Source organism: Sinomonas susongensis (assembly GCF_005877005.1).
Classification (GTDB): domain Bacteria; phylum Actinomycetota; class Actinomycetes; order Actinomycetales; family Micrococcaceae; genus Sinomonas; species Sinomonas susongensis.
Map to the genome: position 1 here is coordinate 228,765 of NZ_SSNH01000002.1, position 19,902 is coordinate 248,666.

16 protein-coding genes are annotated in these 19,902 nt (G+C 70.5%); 6 read left to right on the top strand and 10 right to left on the bottom strand.

Annotation, left to right across the window (positions count from 1 at the left end; genetic code table 11):
- Positions 1-6 precede the first annotated feature (6 nt).
- From E6A21_RS04255 to E6A21_RS04280, 6 genes are all read left to right on the top strand, one after another.
- On the top strand, positions 7-747 hold the full coding sequence (locus tag E6A21_RS04255; RefSeq protein ID WP_138443099.1) for an SDR family NAD(P)-dependent oxidoreductase: 741 nt from the start codon (positions 7-9) through the stop codon (positions 745-747).
- 117 nt (positions 748-864) lie between these two features.
- Positions 865-1,950: a threonine aldolase family protein gene (locus tag E6A21_RS04260; protein ID WP_425471518.1), complete on the top strand. Its 1,086-nt coding sequence runs from the start codon at positions 865-867 to the stop codon at positions 1,948-1,950.
- 95 nt (positions 1,951-2,045) lie between these two features.
- Entirely contained in the window at positions 2,046-2,657 is a 612-nt protein-coding gene (locus E6A21_RS04265) for a DUF3000 domain-containing protein (RefSeq protein ID WP_138442885.1), read from the top strand.
- A 26-nt stretch (positions 2,658-2,683) separates the two neighbouring features.
- Entirely contained in the window at positions 2,684-4,075 is a 1,392-nt protein-coding gene (locus tag E6A21_RS04270; protein WP_138442886.1) for a ribonuclease D, read from the top strand.
- A 141-nt stretch (positions 4,076-4,216) separates the two neighbouring features.
- Complete coding sequence (locus tag E6A21_RS04275; protein ID WP_138442887.1) at positions 4,217-5,434, top strand: thiolase family protein; 1,218 nt, start codon at positions 4,217-4,219, stop codon at positions 5,432-5,434.
- Positions 5,435-7,585 carry a 3-hydroxyacyl-CoA dehydrogenase NAD-binding domain-containing protein gene (locus tag E6A21_RS04280; protein ID WP_138442888.1) on the top strand — a complete coding sequence of 717 codons (2,151 nt, stop codon included), beginning with the start codon at positions 5,435-5,437 and terminating at the stop codon, positions 7,583-7,585. It begins immediately after the preceding gene.
- A 12-nt stretch (positions 7,586-7,597) separates the two neighbouring features.
- On the opposite strand, the gene E6A21_RS04285 is transcribed toward E6A21_RS04280, so the two are convergent.
- The 10 genes from E6A21_RS04285 to E6A21_RS04330 form a co-directional block, all read right to left on the bottom strand.
- Positions 7,598-8,209 carry a hypothetical protein gene (locus tag E6A21_RS04285; RefSeq protein ID WP_138442889.1) on the bottom strand — a complete coding sequence of 204 codons (612 nt, stop codon included), beginning with the start codon at positions 8,207-8,209 and terminating at the stop codon, positions 7,598-7,600.
- Between the two features lie 61 nt (positions 8,210-8,270).
- The gene (locus E6A21_RS04290; RefSeq protein WP_138442890.1) at positions 8,271-9,809 is read right to left on the bottom strand and encodes an ABC transporter ATP-binding protein; all 1,539 of its coding nucleotides are present in this window, start codon (positions 9,807-9,809) and stop codon (positions 8,271-8,273) included.
- Positions 9,806-10,624 carry an energy-coupling factor transporter transmembrane component T family protein gene (locus tag E6A21_RS04295; RefSeq protein WP_171041260.1) on the bottom strand — a complete coding sequence of 273 codons (819 nt, stop codon included), beginning with the start codon at positions 10,622-10,624 and terminating at the stop codon, positions 9,806-9,808. The genes E6A21_RS04290 and E6A21_RS04295 overlap by 4 nt, the downstream gene beginning before the upstream one ends.
- Before the next feature lies 1 nt (position 10,625).
- Entirely contained in the window at positions 10,626-11,465 is an 840-nt protein-coding gene (locus E6A21_RS04300; RefSeq protein ID WP_138442892.1) for an ECF transporter S component, read from the bottom strand.
- A gap of 114 nt (positions 11,466-11,579) precedes the next feature.
- On the bottom strand, positions 11,580-12,602 hold the full coding sequence (locus tag E6A21_RS04305; RefSeq protein WP_138443101.1) for a nucleoside hydrolase: 1,023 nt from the start codon (positions 12,600-12,602) through the stop codon (positions 11,580-11,582).
- 67 nt (positions 12,603-12,669) lie between these two features.
- Positions 12,670-13,647 carry an aldo/keto reductase gene (locus E6A21_RS04310; protein ID WP_138442893.1) on the bottom strand — a complete coding sequence of 326 codons (978 nt, stop codon included), beginning with the start codon at positions 13,645-13,647 and terminating at the stop codon, positions 12,670-12,672.
- A 61-nt stretch (positions 13,648-13,708) separates the two neighbouring features.
- Positions 13,709-14,266, bottom strand: coding sequence for a hypothetical protein (locus E6A21_RS04315; RefSeq protein ID WP_138442894.1), 558 nt, complete (start codon positions 14,264-14,266; stop codon positions 13,709-13,711).
- Entirely contained in the window at positions 14,263-14,859 is a 597-nt protein-coding gene (locus E6A21_RS04320) for a DUF402 domain-containing protein (RefSeq protein ID WP_246036188.1), read from the bottom strand. The genes E6A21_RS04315 and E6A21_RS04320 overlap by 4 nt, the downstream gene beginning before the upstream one ends.
- A complete protein-coding gene (dxs, locus tag E6A21_RS04325; RefSeq protein WP_138442895.1) occupies positions 14,856-16,832 on the bottom strand; it encodes a 1-deoxy-D-xylulose-5-phosphate synthase in 1,977 nt (658 codons plus the stop codon). The genes E6A21_RS04320 and dxs overlap by 4 nt, the downstream gene beginning before the upstream one ends.
- Before the next feature lie 151 nt (positions 16,833-16,983).
- Complete coding sequence (locus E6A21_RS04330; RefSeq protein WP_138442896.1) at positions 16,984-19,833, bottom strand: aconitate hydratase; 2,850 nt, start codon at positions 19,831-19,833, stop codon at positions 16,984-16,986.
- Positions 19,834-19,902: the final 69 nt, after the last annotated feature.

The following is a 19,902-nucleotide window of genomic DNA, read 5'->3' on the forward strand; positions in this document are numbered from 1 at the left end:
TCCCACGTGCAGGACGCGCGGGGCGCGATCGTCGTTGTCGCGGGAGCCAGCTCGGCCTCCGGGATCGCGGCGGTCCGCGCCCTGCGCGCCGCGGGGGCGACGGCTATCGCCGTCGGAAGCAGCCGAGAGCGGCTTGCGAGCGCGTTCGGCCCGGCGGATTCGGACGACGGCGTGCCGCAGCGGGTATGCGATCTCGGTGACTTCCCGGCAGTGCAGTCACTTGCGGCCGAGGTCCGCACCACGTTCGGAGCGGTCGACGGCGTCGCCCACCTCGTCGGCGGCTGGCGTGGCGGACGTTCGCTCGCGGACCAGTCCGACGAAGACTGGGACTTCCTTGCGCGCAGCGGGATCACGACCCTCCGCAACACGAGCCGGGCCTTCTACGAGGACCTGCTCGCGTCGCGCCGCGGTCGCTTCGCCATGGTGTCCTCGACCCTCATAGAGCACCCGAGGGCCGGCTACGCCAACTACGCCGCAGCCAAAGCCGCAGCCGAGGCGTGGACTCGGGCGATGGCCCGCGGGTTCGCATCCGAACAGTCCGCACGGGAAGGCGACCCTTCCCCCCTGACGAGCGCCGCCGTCGTGCTCGCGGTCAAAGCGCTCCTCGACGACAGCATGCTCGCGAGCCAGCCCGAGCGCCGGTTTCCGGGCTACACCCACGTGGACGCTCTGGCCGACCGCTTCGTCGCCCTCTTCGGGGATGACGCCGGCGCCGTCAACGGCGCACGCCTCGACCTGACCACCTGAGCCCGCCGCGCGCGGGACGACCATCCTGAGGCAGCGCGGCCGCGGCCCGCTCGTCTCGGGGCGACACCTACCTTAGGCAATACTGTGACAGTGACTTCGATCCACCCTGACCATTCCATCGCTTCTGCCGGCACGGTGACAGGCGGCCCCGCCGGATGGCCGCTCCACGACGCGACGGTGCGCGGCTTCGCCTCCGACAACTACTCCGGCGCCCACCCCGAAGTGCTCGCGGCCCTCGTGGCCGCGAACGGCGGCCACCAGACCTCGTACGGCGGCGACGACTACACGGCGCGCCTCCAGGAGGAGATGCGCCGGCTGTTCGGCGACGGTGTCGAGTCCTACCCCGTCTTCAACGGGACCGGCGCCAACGTCCTGTCGCTCCAGTCGCTCATTCCGCGGTGGGGCGCCGTCGTGTGCGCGTCGACCGCCCACATCAACGTGGACGAGAACGGGGCACCCGAGCGGGTCGGCGGCATGAAGCTCCTCGCTGTCCCCACGGAAGACGGCAAGCTCACGCCCGAACTCATCGACCGTGAAGCCTGGGGCTGGGGCGACGAGCACCGCGCCCAGCCGCTCGCCGTCTCGCTCACGCAGACCACCGAGCTGGGGACGCGCTACTCGGTGGACGAGCTCCGCGCGATCACCGACCACGCCCACTCCCTGGGGATGAGGGTCCACATGGACGGGGCGCGCCTCGCGAACGCCGCCGCGGGACTCGGGCTGCCAGTGCGCGCCTTCACGCGCGATGCGGGAATCGACATCCTCTCCTTCGGAGGCACCAAGAACGGGATGCTGTTCGGCGAGTGCGTGGTCGTCCTCGCGCCCGAGGCCACCCACGGCCTCGACTACCTCCGCAAGATGGACATGCAGCTCGCGTCCAAGATGCGTTTCGTCTCGGCCCAGTTCCTCGCGCTCCTCGAGGACGACCTCTGGCTCCGCTCCGCCGAGCACTCGAACGCGATGGCAGCACGGCTGCGCGCGGCTGTCGAGGGACTCGAAGGCGTCGAGCTCACGCAGGAGACGCAGGCGAACGGCGTGTTCGCCATCCTGCCCGAGGGGATCGCCGACCGGCTGCGGCAGCGGTTCCGCTTCTACGACTGGGACGCCTCCCGCCGCGAAGTGCGCTGGATGTGCTCTTTCGACACGACGGAGAGCGACGTGGATGCCTTCGCATCGGCCCTCAGGGAAGAGCTGGCCCGCTAGGTCGGCCGGCCCCGACCTGGGGCCGGACTCGAGAACGACGAGGTTCCGGCGTGCCTTCGGGCTCCCGCCGGGACTCCTCGACGTACCCTGTGAGGGTGACCGCACTAGCTCAACTGCCTGCGGACTTCCTGAGTGCGCTGCGCTCCCTGCGCGCCGCCGTCGGCCGCCCCGAGCTCCGGCTCCAGGAGATCCCGGCACCCGCCCGGCTCGCACCGTATGCGGTGGCGCTCGAGGCCGAGGTCCTCGACCCCTCGGGCGAGGGCGGGAACCCCGGTGGGGGCGGTGACGCCACTGTCTCCCCCGAACTCGCCACTGGCCGCTTCATCCTGCTCCACGACCCGGAGCCGCCTGCGGTCTGGCAGGGGACGTTCCGCGTCGTCACCTACATCCGGGCTCGGCTCGAACCCGAGATGGCGGAGGACGCGCTGCTCGGCTCCATCGCGTGGACCTGGCTGGTCGAGGCGCTGGAGAAGCACTCAGCGGACTACACGGCCGCGGGCGGAACCGCGACTCGCGTCCTCTCCGAGAGCTTCGGAACGCTCGAGGGACGCAGCGAGTCGATCGATATCGAGCTGCGGGCGTCCTGGACCCCGCAGAGCCCGGCCGTCAGGAACCACCTCGAAGCGTGGTCGGACATGGTCTGCACGTTTGCAGGGCTCCCGCCCCTGCCCGAAGGGGTCTCCCTCCTGCCCCGCCGCCGCGACTGAAGACCCGGGCGTAGACTCAGGAAATCATGACCGCACAGTCCCAGGGCTCCACTCAGACCGGTTCGGAACCCGGCCGCATCCCGGCTTCGCCCGCCTCAGCGCCCGCTTCGACCCCCGCTTCAGATGGAACGGACAACGGCTCTGCCCACGTTCACATCGAAGGATTCGCCGACCCGGTACCGACCGTCGTCGAGCTCGACGCGCCGCGCGAGGGCGTTCCCCTCGTCATCGATACGCCGGAGGGCCTCGAACGGGCCGCCCGTGCCATCGCCGCCGGGACCGGTCCCGCCGGGGTCGACGCCGAGCGGGCCTCGGGCTTCCGGTACGGCCAGCGGGCGTTCCTCGTGCAGATCCGCCGCGAGGGGGCGGGCACGTGGCTCATCGACCCGGAGCCGTTCGACGACCTTGCGATCATCGGGGAGGCCCTACGCGGGGTCGAGTGGGTCCTGCACGCGTCGACCCAGGACCTCCCCTGCCTCGCCGAAGTGGGAATGTGGCCGGATCGGCTCTTCGACACCGAGCTGGCCGCGCGCCTCGCGGGGCTTCCACGCGTGGGCCTGGCCGCCGTCGTCGAACAGCTTCTCGGCTTCGGGCTCGCCAAGGAGCACTCCGCCGCCGACTGGTCGACCCGTCCTCTCCCAGAGCCCTGGCTGCGCTACGCGGCGCTCGACGTCGAGGTGCTCGTCGAGCTCCGGGACGAGCTGGCCGAGCTCCTCGCCGCTCAGGGAAAGCTCGGCTTCGCCGAAGAGGAGTTCGAGGCGATCCTCAAGGCGGGGCTCCCCGAACCGAAGCCCGACCCCTGGCGCCGGACGTCCGGCGTCCACCAGATCCGAGATCGCCGGCAGCTGGCCGCCGTGCGCGAACTGTGGCTCGAACGGGATGCGCTCGCACGCAAGCGGGACATCGCTCCGGGCAAGCTCATCCCCGACGCGGCGATTGTCGCCGTCGCCCGCGCGATGCCGACCACCGTCCCGCAGCTGCTCGCGACGAAGGGCTTCCACGGTCGCGCGGCCCAGCGGGAGGCGCCGCGCTGGCTGCGAGCCGTCTCCACCGCCCGGAGCCTGCCCGCCGAGATGCTCCCACCCCTGCACCTGGCCACGAGTGCGCCGCCGCCGCCGCGTGTGTGGGAGGACCGCGACCCCGAGGCGGCCGCGAGGCTGCAGACCGTCCGTCCCCGCGTCGCCGCCGTCGCCGAGTCGCTCGGCATGCCTACCGAGAACCTCCTGACACCAGACCACCTTCGGCGCATCGCCTGGCGGCCGCCGGCGCCGCTCACGGCAGGGGCGCTCGCGGACGGGCTGCGCGAACTCGGCGCACGCAGCTGGCAGATCGACCGGGTGCTGGCCACTGTCCTCGAGGCGTTCGAGCATCCGGAGCCGCTCAGCGCACGGAGGAAGGCGCAAGGCGCAGCCGAGTAGAGCCTCAGCCCGAGAGCACCCGTTGAGGGCCTCGCCCGAGGGTGATGGGAGGGCATTGCGCCCTAAGTTACCGACCAGTAACATGGGGGCTCGGGGCGGACGTCCGCCCGACGGAATCACCCCTACTCGCAGGAGCGGCCCATGTCATCGAGCAGGCACATCCGGGACGTCGTCTTTGTCGACGGCGTCCGAACACCCTTCGGCAGAGCTGGCGAAAAGGGCATGTACCACGGGACGCGCTCCGACGACCTCGTCGTCAAGGCGATCCGCGAACTGCTGCGCCGGAACCCCTCTCTTCCCGCCGACCGCGTCGACGAGGTCTCGATTGCCGCAACGACGCAGACGGGCGACCAAGGACTCACCATCGGGCGCAGCGCGGCGCTCCTCGCAGGCCTCCCCCGCTCGGTCCCCGGCTTCGCCGTCGACCGCATGTGCGCCGGTGCCATGACCGCCGTGACGACGACGGCGAGCGGCATCGCCTTCGGTGCGTACGACGTCGTCGTTGCCGGAGGCGTCGAACACATGGGGAACCACCCGATGGGGCAGGGAACGGACCCCAACCCGCGGTTCATGGCTGAACGCATCGTGGATCCGAGCGCCCTCACAATGGGGAGCACCGCGGAGAACCTCCACGATCGGTTCCCCGCCATCACGAGGGAGCGCGCGGATCGCTACGCCGTCGCCTCCCAGGCGAAGCTCGCGGCCGCGTACGAGAACGGCAGCATCCAGCAGGACCTCGTTCCCGTCGCGACCCACCGGCCCGGCGAGGGCTTCGGCCTCGCCACCGCCGACGAGCCACCGCGACCCGGGACGACCCTCGAGGACCTCGCAGCCCTCAGGACCCCGTTCCGCCCGCACGGGAGGGTCACCGCGGGCAACGCAGCTGGCCTCAATGACGGGGCGACGGCATGCCTGCTCGCCTCGGCCGAGGCCGCGGAGGAGCTCGGGCTCACGCCGCGGATGCGGCTCGTCTCGTTCGCCTTCGCCGGGGTCGCTCCCGAGGTCATGGGCATCGGACCAGTTCCGGCGACCGAGAAGGCGCTTGCGAAGGCCGGGCTCAGCATCGAGGACATCGGCCTCTTCGAGATCAACGAGGCGTTCGCCGTCCAGGTCCTGAGCTTCCTCGACCACTTCGGGATCCCTGACGACGACCGACGCGTCAACCGCTATGGCGGCGCGATCGCCGTCGGCCACCCCCTCGCGTCCTCGGGCGTCCGCCTCATGACCCAGCTCGCGCGGCAGTTCGCCGAATCCCCCGAGGTCCGCTACGGCATGACGACCATGTGCATCGGGCTCGGCATGGGCGGCACCGTGATCTGGGAGAACCCGAATCACCCCGACTACCGGAAGGGCGAGTGAATGACCGCCTCAGTCTTCGACCAGTTCGAACCCCTCGCCTCCAGCGTTCCTGACGAACTCGTCACGCACTCCCTCGTCAAGGAGGCCGTCCTGCCGGGGACGGCGGACGCCCGGAGCCTCAGGATCGCGCTCATCACCCTCGACAACGGGCTCGACCACACCAAGCCGACAACGCTCGGGCCGAACACGCTCGTCGAGCTCGGGCGTACCCTCGAGGCGCTCCGCGACCGGGCGGCCGCAGGCGAGATCGACGCCGTCGCCGTCGCCGGGAAGCCCTACTTCCTCGTCGCGGGCGCGGATCTCACGACCGTCAAGCAGCTCCGCGACCCCGAACAGGGGGCGCAGATGGCCCGGCTCGGCCACGCCGCCTACGACCTGCTCGCAGACCTGGGCGTGCCCACCTTCGCGTTCATCAACGGCGTCGCACTCGGTGGAGGGCTCGAGATCGCCCTTGCCTGCACGTACCGGACTGTCTCCTCCGCAGCGAACGGGATCGGGCTGCCCGAGGCCTTCATCGGACTCGTGCCCGGGTGGGGCGGCGTGTACCGCCTTCCACGCCTCACGGGCCCGGAGGCCGCGCTCAAGGTCATGATCGAGAATCCGCTCAGCAACAACCGCACGATCGGCGGGCGCGAGGCGTTCGAGCTCGGCGTCGCCGACGCGCTCTTCGAGCCGGCCGACTTCCTCGAACGCTCGCTCGAATGGGCGGGGGCAGTTCTCTCCGGCGAGCAGGCGGTGCAGCGGCCGGACGCCGTCGACCCCTCTGCCGACCCGTCGGTCGCCGACCGGTGGGACGCCGCGGCGAAGGCCGCGCGGGCGTTCGTCTCGAGCCGCACGGGCGACGCCGCCCCTGCTCCTGGCAAGGTCCTCGACGTGTTCGAGGCGGGCAAGCTCGCGAGCCAGAAGGAATCCGCAGCGCTCGAGGTCCAGGCTCTGACGGAACTCATGCAGACCCCCCAGTTCCGGGACACGGTCTATGCGTTCCTGGACCTGGTCCAGCGCCGGGGGAAGCGTCCGGCTGGGGCGCCCGACGCGAAGCTCGCGCGGCCGATCACCAAAGTGGGTGTCGTGGGCGCGGGCCTCATGGCCAGCCAGCTCGCCATCCTGTTCGCGCGCCAGCTCAAGGTCCCCGTCGTGATGACCGACATCGACCAGTCGAGGGTCGACAAGGGTGTGGCCTACGTCCAGGGCGAAGTCGAGAAGCTGCTCGCCAAAGGCCGGGTCTCCCCCGATGCGGCGAATCGGACCAAGGCGCTCGTCTCGGGATCCGTCTCGAAGGAAGCCTTCGCCGACGCCGACTTCGTCATCGAGGCGGTATTCGAGGAACTCGCCGTCAAGCAGCAGGTGTTCGCCGAGGTCGAGGCCGTGGTCTCCCCCGACTGCATCCTCGCGACCAACACGTCGTCCCTCTCGGTGACGGCGATGGCGGAGGGTCTCGAGCACCCCGAACGGGTCGTGGGCTTCCACTTCTTCAATCCGGTTGCCGTGATGCCGCTTGTGGAGGTCGTACGCGCGCCGCGCACCGACGACGCCGTCCTTGCGACTGCCTTCGTCCTCGCGAAGTCCCTCAAGAAGACGGCCGTCCTTGTCAAGGACGCTCCCGCCTTCGTGGTGAACCGGGTCCTCCTGCGCCTCATGGGCGAGGTGACGGCCGCCTTCGATGAGGGCACTCCCGCAGAGGTGGCCGACTCGGCGCTCAAGCCCCTGGGGCTGCCGATGTCCCCGTTCACGCTCGCCGCGATGGTCGGGCTGCCCGTCGCGCAGCACGTCGCGGAGTCGCTGCACGACGCGTTCGGCGACCGCTTCCCCGTCTCAGCCAACCAACAGGCACTGATCGACGCGGGGATCAAGGGCCTATGGGCCCCGACGGCGGACGGCGGCCAGGAGATCCCGGAATCGACGCGGGCGCTCCTTCGGCTCGGAAGCAAGCCCTCGAGTGGCGAGGAGGTGCTGAGACGGTGCCAGGACGCCTTGGCTGAGGAGATCGGGCTGCTGCTTGACGAGGGAGTGGTGGCCGGCCCCGAGGACGTGGACCTCTGCATGATTCTCGGTGCGGGCTGGCCAATGCACCTCGGCGGCATCACGCCGTACCTCGATCGGGTCGGAGCATCCGAGCGGGTCAACGGCAGAAGGTTCCACGCGGACAGCTGACCGGGACGGGTCTCAGTCCGCCCCGAATCCGCGGTGCAGGAAGGAGCGCAGCGGCTCTGCGAGCCCGTCGAGAGCCGCTGCCTCTGTGAATGCGAACGTGAGCGCGCCGCCCGCGGCCCCCCGGACGAGCCTGCCGTCGTGCGACCACCAGGTGGCCACCCGCAGCCCGCCGGCCACGACCTCCCACCGCTCCGCCCGAAGGCTCCGGCCCTCGGGCAGGTCGATCGTCTCTACGGCGCGCCGGTGCACCTCGGCAGGCGCCGCGGGGGCGGCGGGATCGGCCTCGTCCACGCGGCGGAAGGCGGCCGTTGCCAGGTTGCTCGGGGCCAGGCGCGCGACCAGAAGGTACTCACCGCTCGACGGGAGGCTGTCAGGCCCGTGCCCCGAGCCGTCCCGCCACGCCCCGGAGCGCAGGCCGCCGGGCTCCTGCCGATACAGGAACCCGCTCCACGTCTCCCCGCTGGAGCTCAGCCGCAGGAGGGATTCGCCCAGGAAGGGCGAGCCGGCGCCGTCGTCGAACGCGGTCCGCGTGACAAGGAGTCCGGCGTCGAACTCGCGGAAGACGGCGCCGCGGCGGGTGCCGCCGACCCAGAAGCTGTCCCACCGCTCCCACGCCGACCCCAAGCTGCCTCCTCCGGCCGTCCGCGCCACAGCCTTCGACACTACCGGACGCGCCCCCAGCCGCTCACGCGGCCTCGAAGCGGCCGCGCGTGAGCACGAGGCCGCGATGCGCCTGGCGTCGCGCCCATGCGAGGGCATGGGTCGAGAGGACGACGGCGGCGCCGCTCTCTGCTGCGCGCCTCACCGCGGCTTCGAGGCGGGCCAGCCCGAAACGGTCGAGGCCCACCGTGGGCTCGTCGAGGAGCAGGACTCGCGGCTGCCGGGCGAGCACCGTTGCGAGGGCGAGCAGCCGCTGTTCGGACACTGGGAGCTCGTAGGGGTGCGTGTCGGCACGCCCGGGGAGGCCCACTGCCTCGAGCGCCTCGGACGCCCGACGCCGGGCTTCGTCACGGGAAAGCCGCAGCGAGCCGGGGCTCCGCCCGCTCAGCCCGAACGCGACCTCACGCAGGGCGGTGCGCTCGAACAGCTGGTCCTTCGGCTCCTGGAAGAGGGTGCCGACAGTCCCGGCAACACGGCCGGCCGGGTCGTCCAGGATGTCGCGGCCGTCGATCCGGACCTGGCCCCGATCGGGGCGCAGGAGGCCTGCGAGATGTCGCAGCGACGTGGACTTGCCGGCTCCGTTCGGTCCCGTGAGGGCGACGACCTCGCCGGGGAAGACGGCGAGGCTGGCCTCGTCGAGGACGGGGCGCCCCGAGTTCACGGTTCCTCCGCGCGTGGCCCGCGCCCCGTCATAGGCGAACGTGACGCGGTCGAGTTCGGCGAGCGGCGCTGGGCCTTCGGGTGCCCTGACGGGCCCTGGCCTCCACGCCGCGACTGCGGCCTCCTCGCGCAGCACCCCGGAGGCGGCGAACGCGGCGCTTGCCTCGGCCTCGGCAGGGGTCCCGTCCACCGCGGCGGTCCCGCCCTCGAGCAGCAGCCAGCGGGAGGCACCCCTCGCGAGCGCATCGGCAGTAGCCGTGAACACCACGACGGCGGTTCCGGCTGCCCGCAGGGCGCCGACGAGCCGCGACAGGGATGCGGCGCCCTCGGCATCGAGCGAAGCAGTGGGCTCGTCGAGCAGGACGACGGCGGGGCGGCCGACGATCGCGCACGCTATCGCGGTACGGCGCTGTTCGCCTCCCGAGAGCTGGCCGGGTTCCCGTTCGAGGAGCCCGCCGAGCCCCATGACGCGGGCCGCGGAGTCCACCTGGGCGAGCATCTCGGCGCGGGGGGTGCCCCGCTGCTCGAGCCCGAAGGCGAGTTCCTCCCCGACTGTCGCGGCCGCGCCGGTCAGAAGGTCGGCGGCCCGCTGCGGCACGTAGGCGACGTGCTGCCCCCAGGCTCCGAGCCGCAGCCGCGGATCGTCCGGGGAGCCCCGGAAATCGAGGTGTTCGCGGCGGCCGTCCCGCGCGAGCTCGAGCGTGCCCTGGAGCCTGCCGTGCCCTCCCGCCACAGCCCAGCCTGCGAGCACTTTCGCAAGCATCGATTTGCCGCTCCCCGACGCTCCGAGGACCGCCGTGAGCGAACCGGGGACGATCTCGAGGCGGATGTCGTGCAGGAGGGGCGCGGCGCCGTCGTCGTACGCGAAGCGGCGGACGTGGGCGGCCAGCACTGGCGCGCTCACCGCGCTGCCCCCGCGAGGACACCCGCGACGGCGGGAACGACGACCGACGCGACGACGACGGCGCACACGCAGGCCAAGGTCCAGCGCAGGACGCGCTGCAGCTGGGAGTCTGGTTCGTCGACGTATGAACTGCGGCGACCGGGCAGCGCGTTGCCGCGGGCCTCGAGCGCCGCGGCGCGCTCGCCGGCTTCGTCGACGAGCTGGAGGACGAGCGGCACGACCTGCAGCCGCGCCGCCAGGATGCGGCCGCCCGGCCCCTTCCGGACGACGAGGCCGCGCGCTTCCTGGGCTTCCCGGATGCGCCGGAGCCGCTCGCCCACTGCAGCCGCAAGTCCGAGCGCCGAGGCAAGGACGTACCCGAGCTGCGCGGGCACGCCCCTCCGGACGAGGGCCGCGCGCAGCGTGGGCACGCGGACCCACAGCGAGAAGGCCAGCATGACGACGACGAGCGAAGCCGTGCGGAGGATGATGGCCCCCGCGTACGCGAGCCCCTCCGAGGTCACACGCGCCGGCCCGACGACGACGAGCACTGTGCGGCCCTCGGGGAAGAACAGTCCGTGGATCACGAGCGCCCAGACGGCGAACGGGACGACGACGACCGAGGCAGCCGCAACGACGCGCCTGAGGATGCGGGCCTTCGCTGCGACCACAAGGGCCGCCGCAAGGACGGCGGCCCAAGTGCCCCACGAGGCCCAGGCGAGGCATGCGACAGCGCCCGACCCAGCGAGCACGAGCCCGGTGAGGGGGTTCAGCCGGCCAGAGGCCGTGCGCCCGGAGGATGCGAGGGCCGCCGGGCCCGCTTCGGGGCGAGTCACCTCATGCAGCCGGCGCGGCCTCGCCGTCCGGACGTCCGGCAGCAGCCTGCTTCGGTCCGGCGAGCACGCGATGACGGCGGACGAATTCGAACCGCTGCGTGCTGCGGCGCGGCAGGGCGTACGCGAGAGCGGCCGCGACGGAGAACGTCACGAGCTTGTCCGGGAGGTCGGACGTGAAAGCGCCCGTCGTGACCGATTGGACGAGGTTCTGGCCCGCCGCTCGGAAGAGTGCGATGACGGCCCCCGTGGCGCCTGTGGCTGTGCCGCCGAAGACGATGACCGCGATGGGCGCCGAGATGGCCGCCGCGACGAAGCCCGTGACGACCCCCGCAATGGGGACAAGGTAGAACCGGCGGACGACGCCGAACCGCGCCGCGAGGCCGGCCAGTGCGCCGATCGCCGCAGCGCCGGCCGCGAACGGAAGCACGGTCGGATTGAAGAACGACCAGACGAGAGTGCTCAGCAGCCCCGTCGCGGCCCCCGCCGCGGACCCCGCGAGGAAGCCCACGAGCACTGTCCCGATCGAATCGAGGTAGATAGGAACGAGAGTGCTGCCGACGAACTGGCCGAGGACGATGTTGAGCACGAGTGCGACCGGGATGAGGGCGAGCGTCGTCGTCGGGAGCGTGGGGAGGATGCCCGCAAAGAGGAGCACCATCGCGATGCCGAAGCCGGTGAGCGCTACGAGGGCGCTGGCGGCCGTCGGCCCGTTCGCGACATCAGCGGGCTGGGAGACGATGAGGAAGGCGTAGGTCGCCACGACGGCCACGGCACCGAGAGCGGTGAGCGTGGTCCTCAGGGGCGAGCGGCGGGGCGCCTCGACCGTCAGGGAATGCGACATGAGGGCGCGGTCCTTCGGTTGTGGGTTGCTGAATGATGGATTCGCCTATGTCACCTCGGCGGCCCCGCTTGCACGGGAACGGTCAGAAGTCTAGCCCAGCGCGCTGCAAAGCCTTCAGGCGGGGCGGCTACCGATCTGCCGCGCGAGCGCCCCGACCGACCGCACGAGCTCGTCGAACGCTTCCTCCGGCCGATTGCTCCACACGATCCGAGCGTTGGGCGGTTCGCCCCACAGGCCGCGATAGTCGGCGATGGTCGTGCCGAGGAGCCGTGGCGCGGTCGTCTCGACGTGGACGGTGGCGGTCCGGGTCGAGTACGCGGCCGTGCCCGCGGCGACGCTCGCGGCGAAGTAGTCGTGGACGTGGGCCACGTAGCCCTGGTCGTAGTCCCGGTGGAACTCGAAGTAGAACCGGAGCATGTCGCTCAGGTGGCGGACGAGCGGGTTCGATGCACGGCTGCGCAGCCCCCGCTCGTGTTCCGGGTCGACCAATTCGGGCTCCACGCACCCGGCGGCGCGGGCGAGGGCCGCGACGTGCTCCGGCCGCAGCTCTATGCGCTCAGTCGTCTCGAGGGCGCACACGATCGGCAGCCGTTCCGCGGGCTGGCCGGCGAAGGCCCGGAACACCTCCGCCGCCGCGTGGGGATCGACGTGCGTGTTCCACTCGGCGGTGGGCGTCGTGTTGCCCTGGTAGTAGTAGGAGCCTCCCATGATGACGACGCCGCGCAGCAGCTCCGGCAGCCGGGGCTCGGCGCGGAGGGCGAGGGCGAAGTTCGTCAGCGGCGCCGTCAGGAGCGCGGTGAGCTCCCCCGGGCGTGCGCGCGCTGCCTCGACCCAGAGCTCGACGGCGTCCCGCCTGTCCGGATGCTGACCGGGCGCCGGGAGCTCGGCGTAGCCGATCCCCTGCGGCCCGTGGGTCTCGGGGGTGGTCACGAGCGGGATGCCCAGAGGACCCCTCGCCCCGATCGCAACCGGCACGTCCGGGCGCCCGCACAGCTCGAGGAGTGCGAGGTTGTTTCGCGCCACCTGCTCTGCATCGACGTTCCCCGGCGTGCTCGTGACGGCAACGAGCTCGACGTGCGGCTGGCTGCAGAGGTAGACGAGCGCGAGGGCGTCGTCGATGCCCGTGTCGCAGTCCATGAGGACGGACACGGGCTCTCGTCGCGCCTCGTGCGCTACGGGACGGGAACTCTCGTGCACGCCGCGCCTAGAAGAGGGCGACCTTCGGTGTGCGCGGGAAGATCTCGTCGAGCTCGGCGAGGTCCTCGGCGCTCGGCTGCCAGGAAGCGGCCTCGGCATTCTCACGGATCTGCTCGGGCTTCGTCGCGCCCGCGATGACGCTCGCGACCGACGGCTGCGCCGCGAGCCACGAGAATGCGACCTGGAGCTCGGTCAGGCCTCGCTCCTCCGCGAAGGCGGAGAAGCGGTCGAGCTGGTCCCAGTCGGCGTCGTGCACAAGGTTCCTGCGCGTATGCGAGAGCCGGGAGCCCTCGGGTGCGACGCCGCGCGAGTACTTGCCCGTGAGCAGCCCGTTCGCGAGCGGGAAGTACGGCAGGACCCCGAGGCCGTACGCCTCGGCTGCCTGGGTCACCTCGAGCTCGGCGCGGCGGTCCAGGAGGTTGTAGTGGTTCTGGCTCGAGACGAACGGCGTGTAGCCGCCGATCCGCGCCGCGAACTCCGCCTCGGCAACCTGCCAGCCGGCCCGGTTCGAGTGCCCGATGTAGCGGACCTTGCCCTCATGGATGAGGTCGTCGAGCGCCGAGAGCGTCTCCTCGATCGGCGTCTCGGGGTCCGGGGTGTGGAACTGGTAGAGGTCGATCCAGTCCGTGTCCAGCCGGCGCAGCGACGCCTCGACGGCCTGCTTGATGTAGCGGCGCGAGCCGCGTGCACCGAAGTCCCGGCCGTTCGCGCCGTGCATGTCCATGCCGAACTTCGTGGCGACCACGACGTCGTCGCGCCGCCCCTTGAGGGCACGGCCGAGCATCTCCTCGCTCAGCCCCGGCGTCTTGCCGTACACGTCCGCCACATCGAACAGGGTGATCCCGGCGTCGATGGCCGCGTGGACGACGGCGTCGGTGCCCTCCTGTGTCTCGGTCGGGGTGTTGGCGCGGCCCAGGTTGTTGCACCCCAGGCCAACGGTGGACACGGTCAGGCCAGAACGGCCCAGACGGCGATAGTCAGTCATAGCGCCAGCCTACTCGCGCCCGGCGGCGCAGCTGGCAGCCCGCCTCCGGCCTCCCTTGCGCTCAGAGCGAGAAGCTGTGGATCCCGGCGGGGCCGTGCTTGAGCCTGAAGTCCTCGGGCGCATCCGCCTTGGCGACGGCAATTGAGAGCTTCGTGAAGTCGCTCGTGTTCTCGCGCAGGCACGTCTTGACGGCAGCGACGGCCTTGGAGGAATCGACCGTGCGCATGAGGATCGTAAGGCGCCCGGCACCGATGGCGCTCTCCTCGACCGTCCCGAGGCCCCGCCACGCGAGGTGTGCCGTGAGCGCGCGCACGGCCTGGCGCTCGAGGAAGCGGTCCCGTTCGGTCCCGGTCTGGCTCTTGAGCGCGAACTGGGCCGCGACGCGGTCCTGCTCCGCCTCGGGGATCTCGGCGAATCCATCGTCCTCGCACTGGGACGCGAAGGCGGCGAGCAGACTCTCGGCCGCGTCGGCGTCGACGTTGTCCGTCTCCTTTGTGGTCGAGACGTGCCCGACGATCCCGCGGTTGACGACGAACTGCGCGGTGTCCTCGTCGTGCCAGGCCTCGCGGAATTGGAGGGTGCCGTCGTCCTGTTTGCGGTAGAGGCGCAGAAAACTCATGTGAAGTCCTTCCTTCCTTGGGCGAGCCACGCATCGGCGATGCCGTCGAACGGGCCAGTCCCCTCACGTACAAGACCGAGAATGCGCTCGCATTCGGCCTTCACAGCCCGTACAAGCTCATCGGGATATGCCATGCTCGCGCTGTGCTCTTCGAATTCGTCCTCGTCGTCGACGAACACGCCGCGGCCGGCCGCACGGATCACGTCGAGGTCCATGTCGATCATGTGGAACTCGACCGTCCCGTCGGGTTCTTCCCGGATCCGCCGCCACGAGAGGTCCCACGCGAGGTCCACGTAGACGCGGAACTCGCCGGGATTCGCGTCGTCGTAGAACGTCGCCGCATAGTTGCCCTCGCGGGGCACGAGCAGCACGGCGTCGGTGAGCGTGTAGAGCGCCATGCCGGGCCGCGAGATGAACTCGCCCCGCCCCTGGTACGTCCACCAGCCGTGCTCGTCCTCGCCAAGGTGGATCCCGGGCACGACCCAGTGCGCTCCGCCGTCCCACTTGCGGTTCCGCGCGACGACGAGATCGCCCGGGCGCGGAAAGTCAGCAGGGCTGTGGCCGGCGAAGGGGATGGCGGAACCTTGGGTCACAGCTGCGGGAGGCTCCCGGTTCGCGGCGCCGTCTGCCCGGGGAGGGGACGGGCGAAGGGGACCTTCATGCCGAGCACCTGGGCGACGACGTCGTGCGTGATCTGCTGCGCGGTGAGGCCCACTCTGGCGAGGACCTCGGATCGCGTCCCGTGGTCGAGGAACTCGGCGGGGAGCCCGACCTCGTTGAGCGCGGTGTCGACGCCGACCGCCCTCATCTCCTGCCGGATCCGCGAACCCACCCCGCCCGCACGGACGCCGTCCTCAAGGCACACGACGATCCGGTGTTCGGCGGCCAGCCGGAGGACGCTCTTCGGAACGGGCAGGACCCACCGCGGGTCCACCACCGTGGAGCTGATGCCCTGGCGGTCGAGCCGCTCGGCGACGTCCAACGCGAGATCGCTCATCGCTCCGACGGCGACGAGGAGCACGTCCCCGCCCTTGCCTGCCTCGGTTCCGGTGCGGCGCAGCACGTCGACGCCGTCGGCGAGGCGCTCGAGGGCCTCCGTCTCCGGACCGACACTCCCCTTCGAGAACCTCACGACGGTTGGCGCGTCCGAGACGGCGACGGCTTCCCGCAGCTCCTCGCGGAGCCTCGTGGCGTCACGCGGGGCCGCAAGATGCAGGCCGGGAACACTCTGCACGAGGGCCATGTCCCACTGGCCGTGATGGCTCGCGCCGTCGGGTCCCGTCACGCCCGCTCGGTCGAGCACGATCGTGACTCCGGCTTTGTGCAGGGCCACGTCCATGAGGAGCTGGTCGTATGCGCGGTTGAGGAACGTCGAGTAGACGGCCACGACGGGGTGGAGACCACCGAAGGCCATGCCTGCCGCGCTCGTCATGGCGTGCTGCTCGGCGATGCCGACGTCGAAGACGCGATCGGGGTGGCGGGCGGCGAACTTGTGCAGGCCCACAGGGATGAGCATGGCGCCGGTGATCCCGACGACGTCCGGCCGCTCGTCGGCGATCGCAGCGATCTCGTCGGCGAAGACGCTCGTCCAGGACGCGGGGCCCCCCACGGTCAGGGGTTCGCCCGTAAGGGGGTCGATGATGCCGACGGCGTGGAACTGGTCCGCCTCGTTCGCACGCGCCGGGGCATAGCCACGGCCCTTCTCGGTCATCGCGTGCACGATCACGGGTCCGGCGAAGTGCTTCGCGGCGGTGAGGGCGTTCTCGATGGCCCGTTCATCGTGCCCGTCGACAGGTCCGAGGTACTTGAGGCCCAGGTCCTCGAACATGCCCTGCGGTGCCCACCAGTCCTTGACGCCCTTCTTTGCGGCGTGAAGGCCCTTGTAGGTGAACCGGCCCACAGGTCCGCCCTCTTGGAGGCGCTTCTTCCAGAACGCGAGCGTGCCCTCGTAGGCGGGCGCTACGCGCACGGCGTCGATCGCGGGACGGAGGGACGCGAGGTAGTCGGCGAAGCCGCCGACCGTCGGGGCGTACGAGCGGCCGTTGTCGTTGACGACGATCACAATCCGGCGGTCCTTATCGGCCGCGATGTTGTTGAGCGCCTCCCAGGCCATGCCTCCCGTGAGTGCCCCGTCGCCTATGACGACGACGGTGTGGCGGTCGCCTTGGCCGGTCAGCTTGTGGGCCTTGGAGATGCCGTCCGCCCACGAGAGGGACGACGACGCGTGCGAGGACTCGACGATGTCGTGTTCGCTCTCGGCACGGGAGGGGTAGCCCGAGAGGCCCCCCTGCTGCCGGAGGGAGGAGAAGTCCTGCCGGCCGGTGATGAGCTTGTGGACGTAGGACTGGTGGCCCGTGTCGAAGATGATGCTGTCTCTCGGCGAATCGAAGACCCTGTGGATCGCGAGGGTGAGTTCGACGACGCCGAGGTTCGGGCCCAGATGGCCTCCGGTCTGCGCGACGTTGCGGATGAGGAAGCGACGGATCTCGTCGGCCAAATCCGTCAGTTCCTGGGAGGTGAGGCGGTCGAGGTCCTTCGGTCCGCGGATGCTCTCCAGAATGCCCAAGGGCTTCTCCTTGCTCGAAATCTGCTCAACCCACTGTAGCCCCTTCGGTGAGGGGCGCCCGGGTCCAGCCGAAACGGCCGAGGGCCCCCACCGCGGTGGAAGCCCTCGGACGTAGGGAGGCAACAGCCTCGTCAGCGATGCGCGCTGCGCATCACTTCGCGGAGATCTGGCGCAGCACGTACTGCAGGATCCCGCCGTTGCGGTAGTAGTCGGCCTCGCCGGGCGTGTCGATGCGCACGACGGCGTCGAAGGACTTCGTGCCGCCGCCTTCCGTCGCCGCGGTGACCTTGACCGTCCGCGGGGTGGAACCCTCGTTGAGCTGCGTGATGCCCTCGATCGAGAACACCTCGTTGCCCGTGAGACCGATCGTCTCGGCGGACTCGCCCTCGGGGAACTGCAGCGGCAGGACGCCCATGCCGATGAGGTTCGAGCGGTGGATGCGCTCGTAGCTCTCGGCGATGACGGCCTTGACTCCGAGGAGCGCGGTGCCCTTGGCCGCCCAGTCGCGCGAGGAGCCGGAACCGTACTCCTTGCCCGCGAGGACGACGAGCGGGGTGCCCGCCTCCTGGTAGTTCATCGCCGCGTCGTACACGTAGGCCTGCGGGGCGCCTTCCTGCGTGAAGTCCTTCGTGAAGCCGCCCTCGACACCGTCGAGGAGCTGGTTCTTGATGCGGATGTTCGCGAAGGTGCCGCGGATCATGACCTCGTGGTTGCCGCGACGCGAGCCGTAGGAGTTGAAGTCCTTGCGGTCCACGCCGTGCGCGAGGAGGTACTGGCCGGCCGGGGTGTCCGACTTGAACGAGCCGGCCGGGGAGATGTGGTCGGTCGTGACGGAGTCGCCGAGCTTGAGGAGCACGCGGGCGCCCTCGATGTCGGAGACGGGTTCCGGCTGCGCCTTCATGCCCTCGAAGTACGGGGGCTTCCGCACGTACGTCGAGTCGTCGCTCCACTCGAACGTCGATCCGGTCGGCGTCGGCAGCGAACGCCACCGCTCGTCGCCGTCGAAGATCGTCGCGTAGGACTTCGTGAACATGTCCTGGTCGATCGAGGCATCCATGACCTGCTGGACCTCGGTCGGGTTCGGCCAGATGTCCTTGAGGAACACGTCATTGCCGTCCTCGTCCTGGCCGAGGGGCTCCGCCTCGAAGTCGAAGTCCATCGTGCCGGCGAGGGCGTAGGCGATGACGAGCGGCGGGGACGCGAGGTAGTTCATCTTCACGTCGGGGTTGATGCGGCCCTCGAAGTTGCGGTTGCCCGAGAGGACCGACGTGACCGAGAGGTCGTTGGCCTGGATCGCCTCGGAGATCTCCGGCTCGAGCGGACCCGAGTTGCCGATGCACGTGGTGCAGCCGTAGCCGACCGTGAAGAAGCCGAGCTTCTCGAGGTAGGGAACGAGCCCTGACTTCTCGTAGTAGTCGGTGACGACCTTCGAGCCCGGGGCCAGGGAGGTCTTCACCCACGGCTTGGACGAGAGGCCCTTCTCGACGGCGTTCCGCGCGAGGATTGCCGCGGCCAGCATGACCGAGGGGTTCGAGGTGTTGGTGCAGGACGTGATCGAGGAGATCGTGACGGCGCCGTGGTCGAGCTCGAACTCGCGGCCGTCCGCCATCTTCACGTGGACGGGCTGCGAGGGGCGGCCGAAGGCGCCGCTCGCTGCCGACTCCACCGGGTTGGCGAGACGCGCGGTGTCCTGGGCGTGGCTGTCGGCCTGCGTCGTCGACGGGGAGTCCGACGCCGGGAACGACTCGTCGATCGTCTCGTCGACCGTGCCTGCAGCGGGATGGCCGTTCCGGACGTCGACGTAGTTGTGCAGGTCCTTGCGGAACTGCTCCTTCGACTCCGTGAGCTCGATGCGGTCCTGGGGCCGCTTCGGCCCGGAGATCGACGGAACCACCGTCGAGAGGTCGAGCTCGAGGTACTCGGAGAAGCGAGGCTCGCGGCTCGCGTCGTGCCAGAGGCCCTGCTCCTTCGCGTATGCCTCGACGAGAGCGATGTTCTCGTCCGGCCGGCCCGTGAGGCGCAGGTAGTCGAGCGTCACCTGGTCGATGGGGAAGATGGCAGCGGTCGAGCCGAACTCGGGGCTCATGTTGCCGATCGTCGCGCGGTTTGCGAGGGGAACCTCGGCCACGCCGTCGCCGTAGAACTCGACGAACTTGCCGACGACGCCATGCTTCCGGAGCATTTCGGTGATCGTGAGCACGACGTCGGTCGCGGTCGCGCCCGCAGGGATGGAGCCCGAGAGCTTGAAGCCGACGACGCGCGGGATGAGCATCGAAACGGGCTGGCCGAGCATGGCCGCCTCGGCCTCGATGCCGCCGACGCCCCAGCCGAGGACACCGAGGCCGTTGACCATCGTGGTGTGCGAGTCCGTGCCGACCAAGGTGTCGGGGTACGCGCGGAGGACCTTGCCCTCGGGCGTGTCGACCTCGCGCGTCATGATGGTGCGCGCGAGGTACTCGATGTTGACCTGGTGCACGATGCCCATGCCCGGCGGGACGACCTTGAAGTCCTCGAACGCGGTCTGGCCCCAGCGGAGGAACTGGTACCGCTCGCCGTTGCGCTGGTACTCGATCTCCATGTTCCGCTCGATCGCGCCCGCGTTGCCGAAGACGTCGATCTGGACGGAGTGGTCGATGACGAGCTCGGCCGGAGCGAGCGGGTTGACGCGCTCCGGGTCGCCGCCCAGATCCTTGACCGCCTCGCGCATCGTGGCGAGGTCGACGACGCACGGCACGCCCGTGAAGTCCTGCATGATCACGCGCGCGGGGGTGAACTGGATCTCCGTGCTGGGCTGGGAGTTCTGGTCCCACCCGGCCAGGGCGCGGACGTGGTCCGCGGTGATGTTGGCTCCGTCCTCGGTGCGGAGAAGGTTCTCGAGCAGAACCTTGAGGCTGAACGGGAGGGACTCCGAGCCCTCGACGGCGCTCAGCCGGAAAATTTCGTAATCAGTGCCATTGACGTTCAGTACGCCCTTGGATCCGAAGCTGTCCACAGTGCTCAATGCACCACTCCTCTCGCAACACTGCCATCTTTGCCGCGCACAGTGACCGTTGCTAGTTAGGCAAGCCTT

Bases quoted from the DNA above. Each gene is read 5' to 3' on its own strand.
- E6A21_RS04270 (WP_138442886.1), top strand. From the start codon at position 2,684: ATGACCGCACAGTCCCAGGGCTCCACTCAGACCGGTTCGGAACCCGGC.
- E6A21_RS04275 (WP_138442887.1), top strand. From the start codon at position 4,217: ATGTCATCGAGCAGGCACATCCGGGACGTCGTCTTTGTCGACGGCGTC.
- E6A21_RS04280 (WP_138442888.1), top strand. From the start codon at position 5,435: ATGACCGCCTCAGTCTTCGACCAGTTCGAACCCCTCGCCTCCAGCGTT.
- E6A21_RS04300 (WP_138442892.1), bottom strand. From the start codon at position 11,465: ATGTCGCATTCCCTGACGGTCGAGGCGCCCCGCCGCTCGCCCCTGAGG.
- E6A21_RS04305 (WP_138443101.1), bottom strand. From the start codon at position 12,602: ATGGACTGCGACACGGGCATCGACGACGCCCTCGCGCTCGTCTACCTC.
- E6A21_RS04310 (WP_138442893.1), bottom strand. From the start codon at position 13,647: ATGACTGACTATCGCCGTCTGGGCCGTTCTGGCCTGACCGTGTCCACC.
- E6A21_RS04315 (WP_138442894.1), bottom strand. From the start codon at position 14,266: ATGAGTTTTCTGCGCCTCTACCGCAAACAGGACGACGGCACCCTCCAA.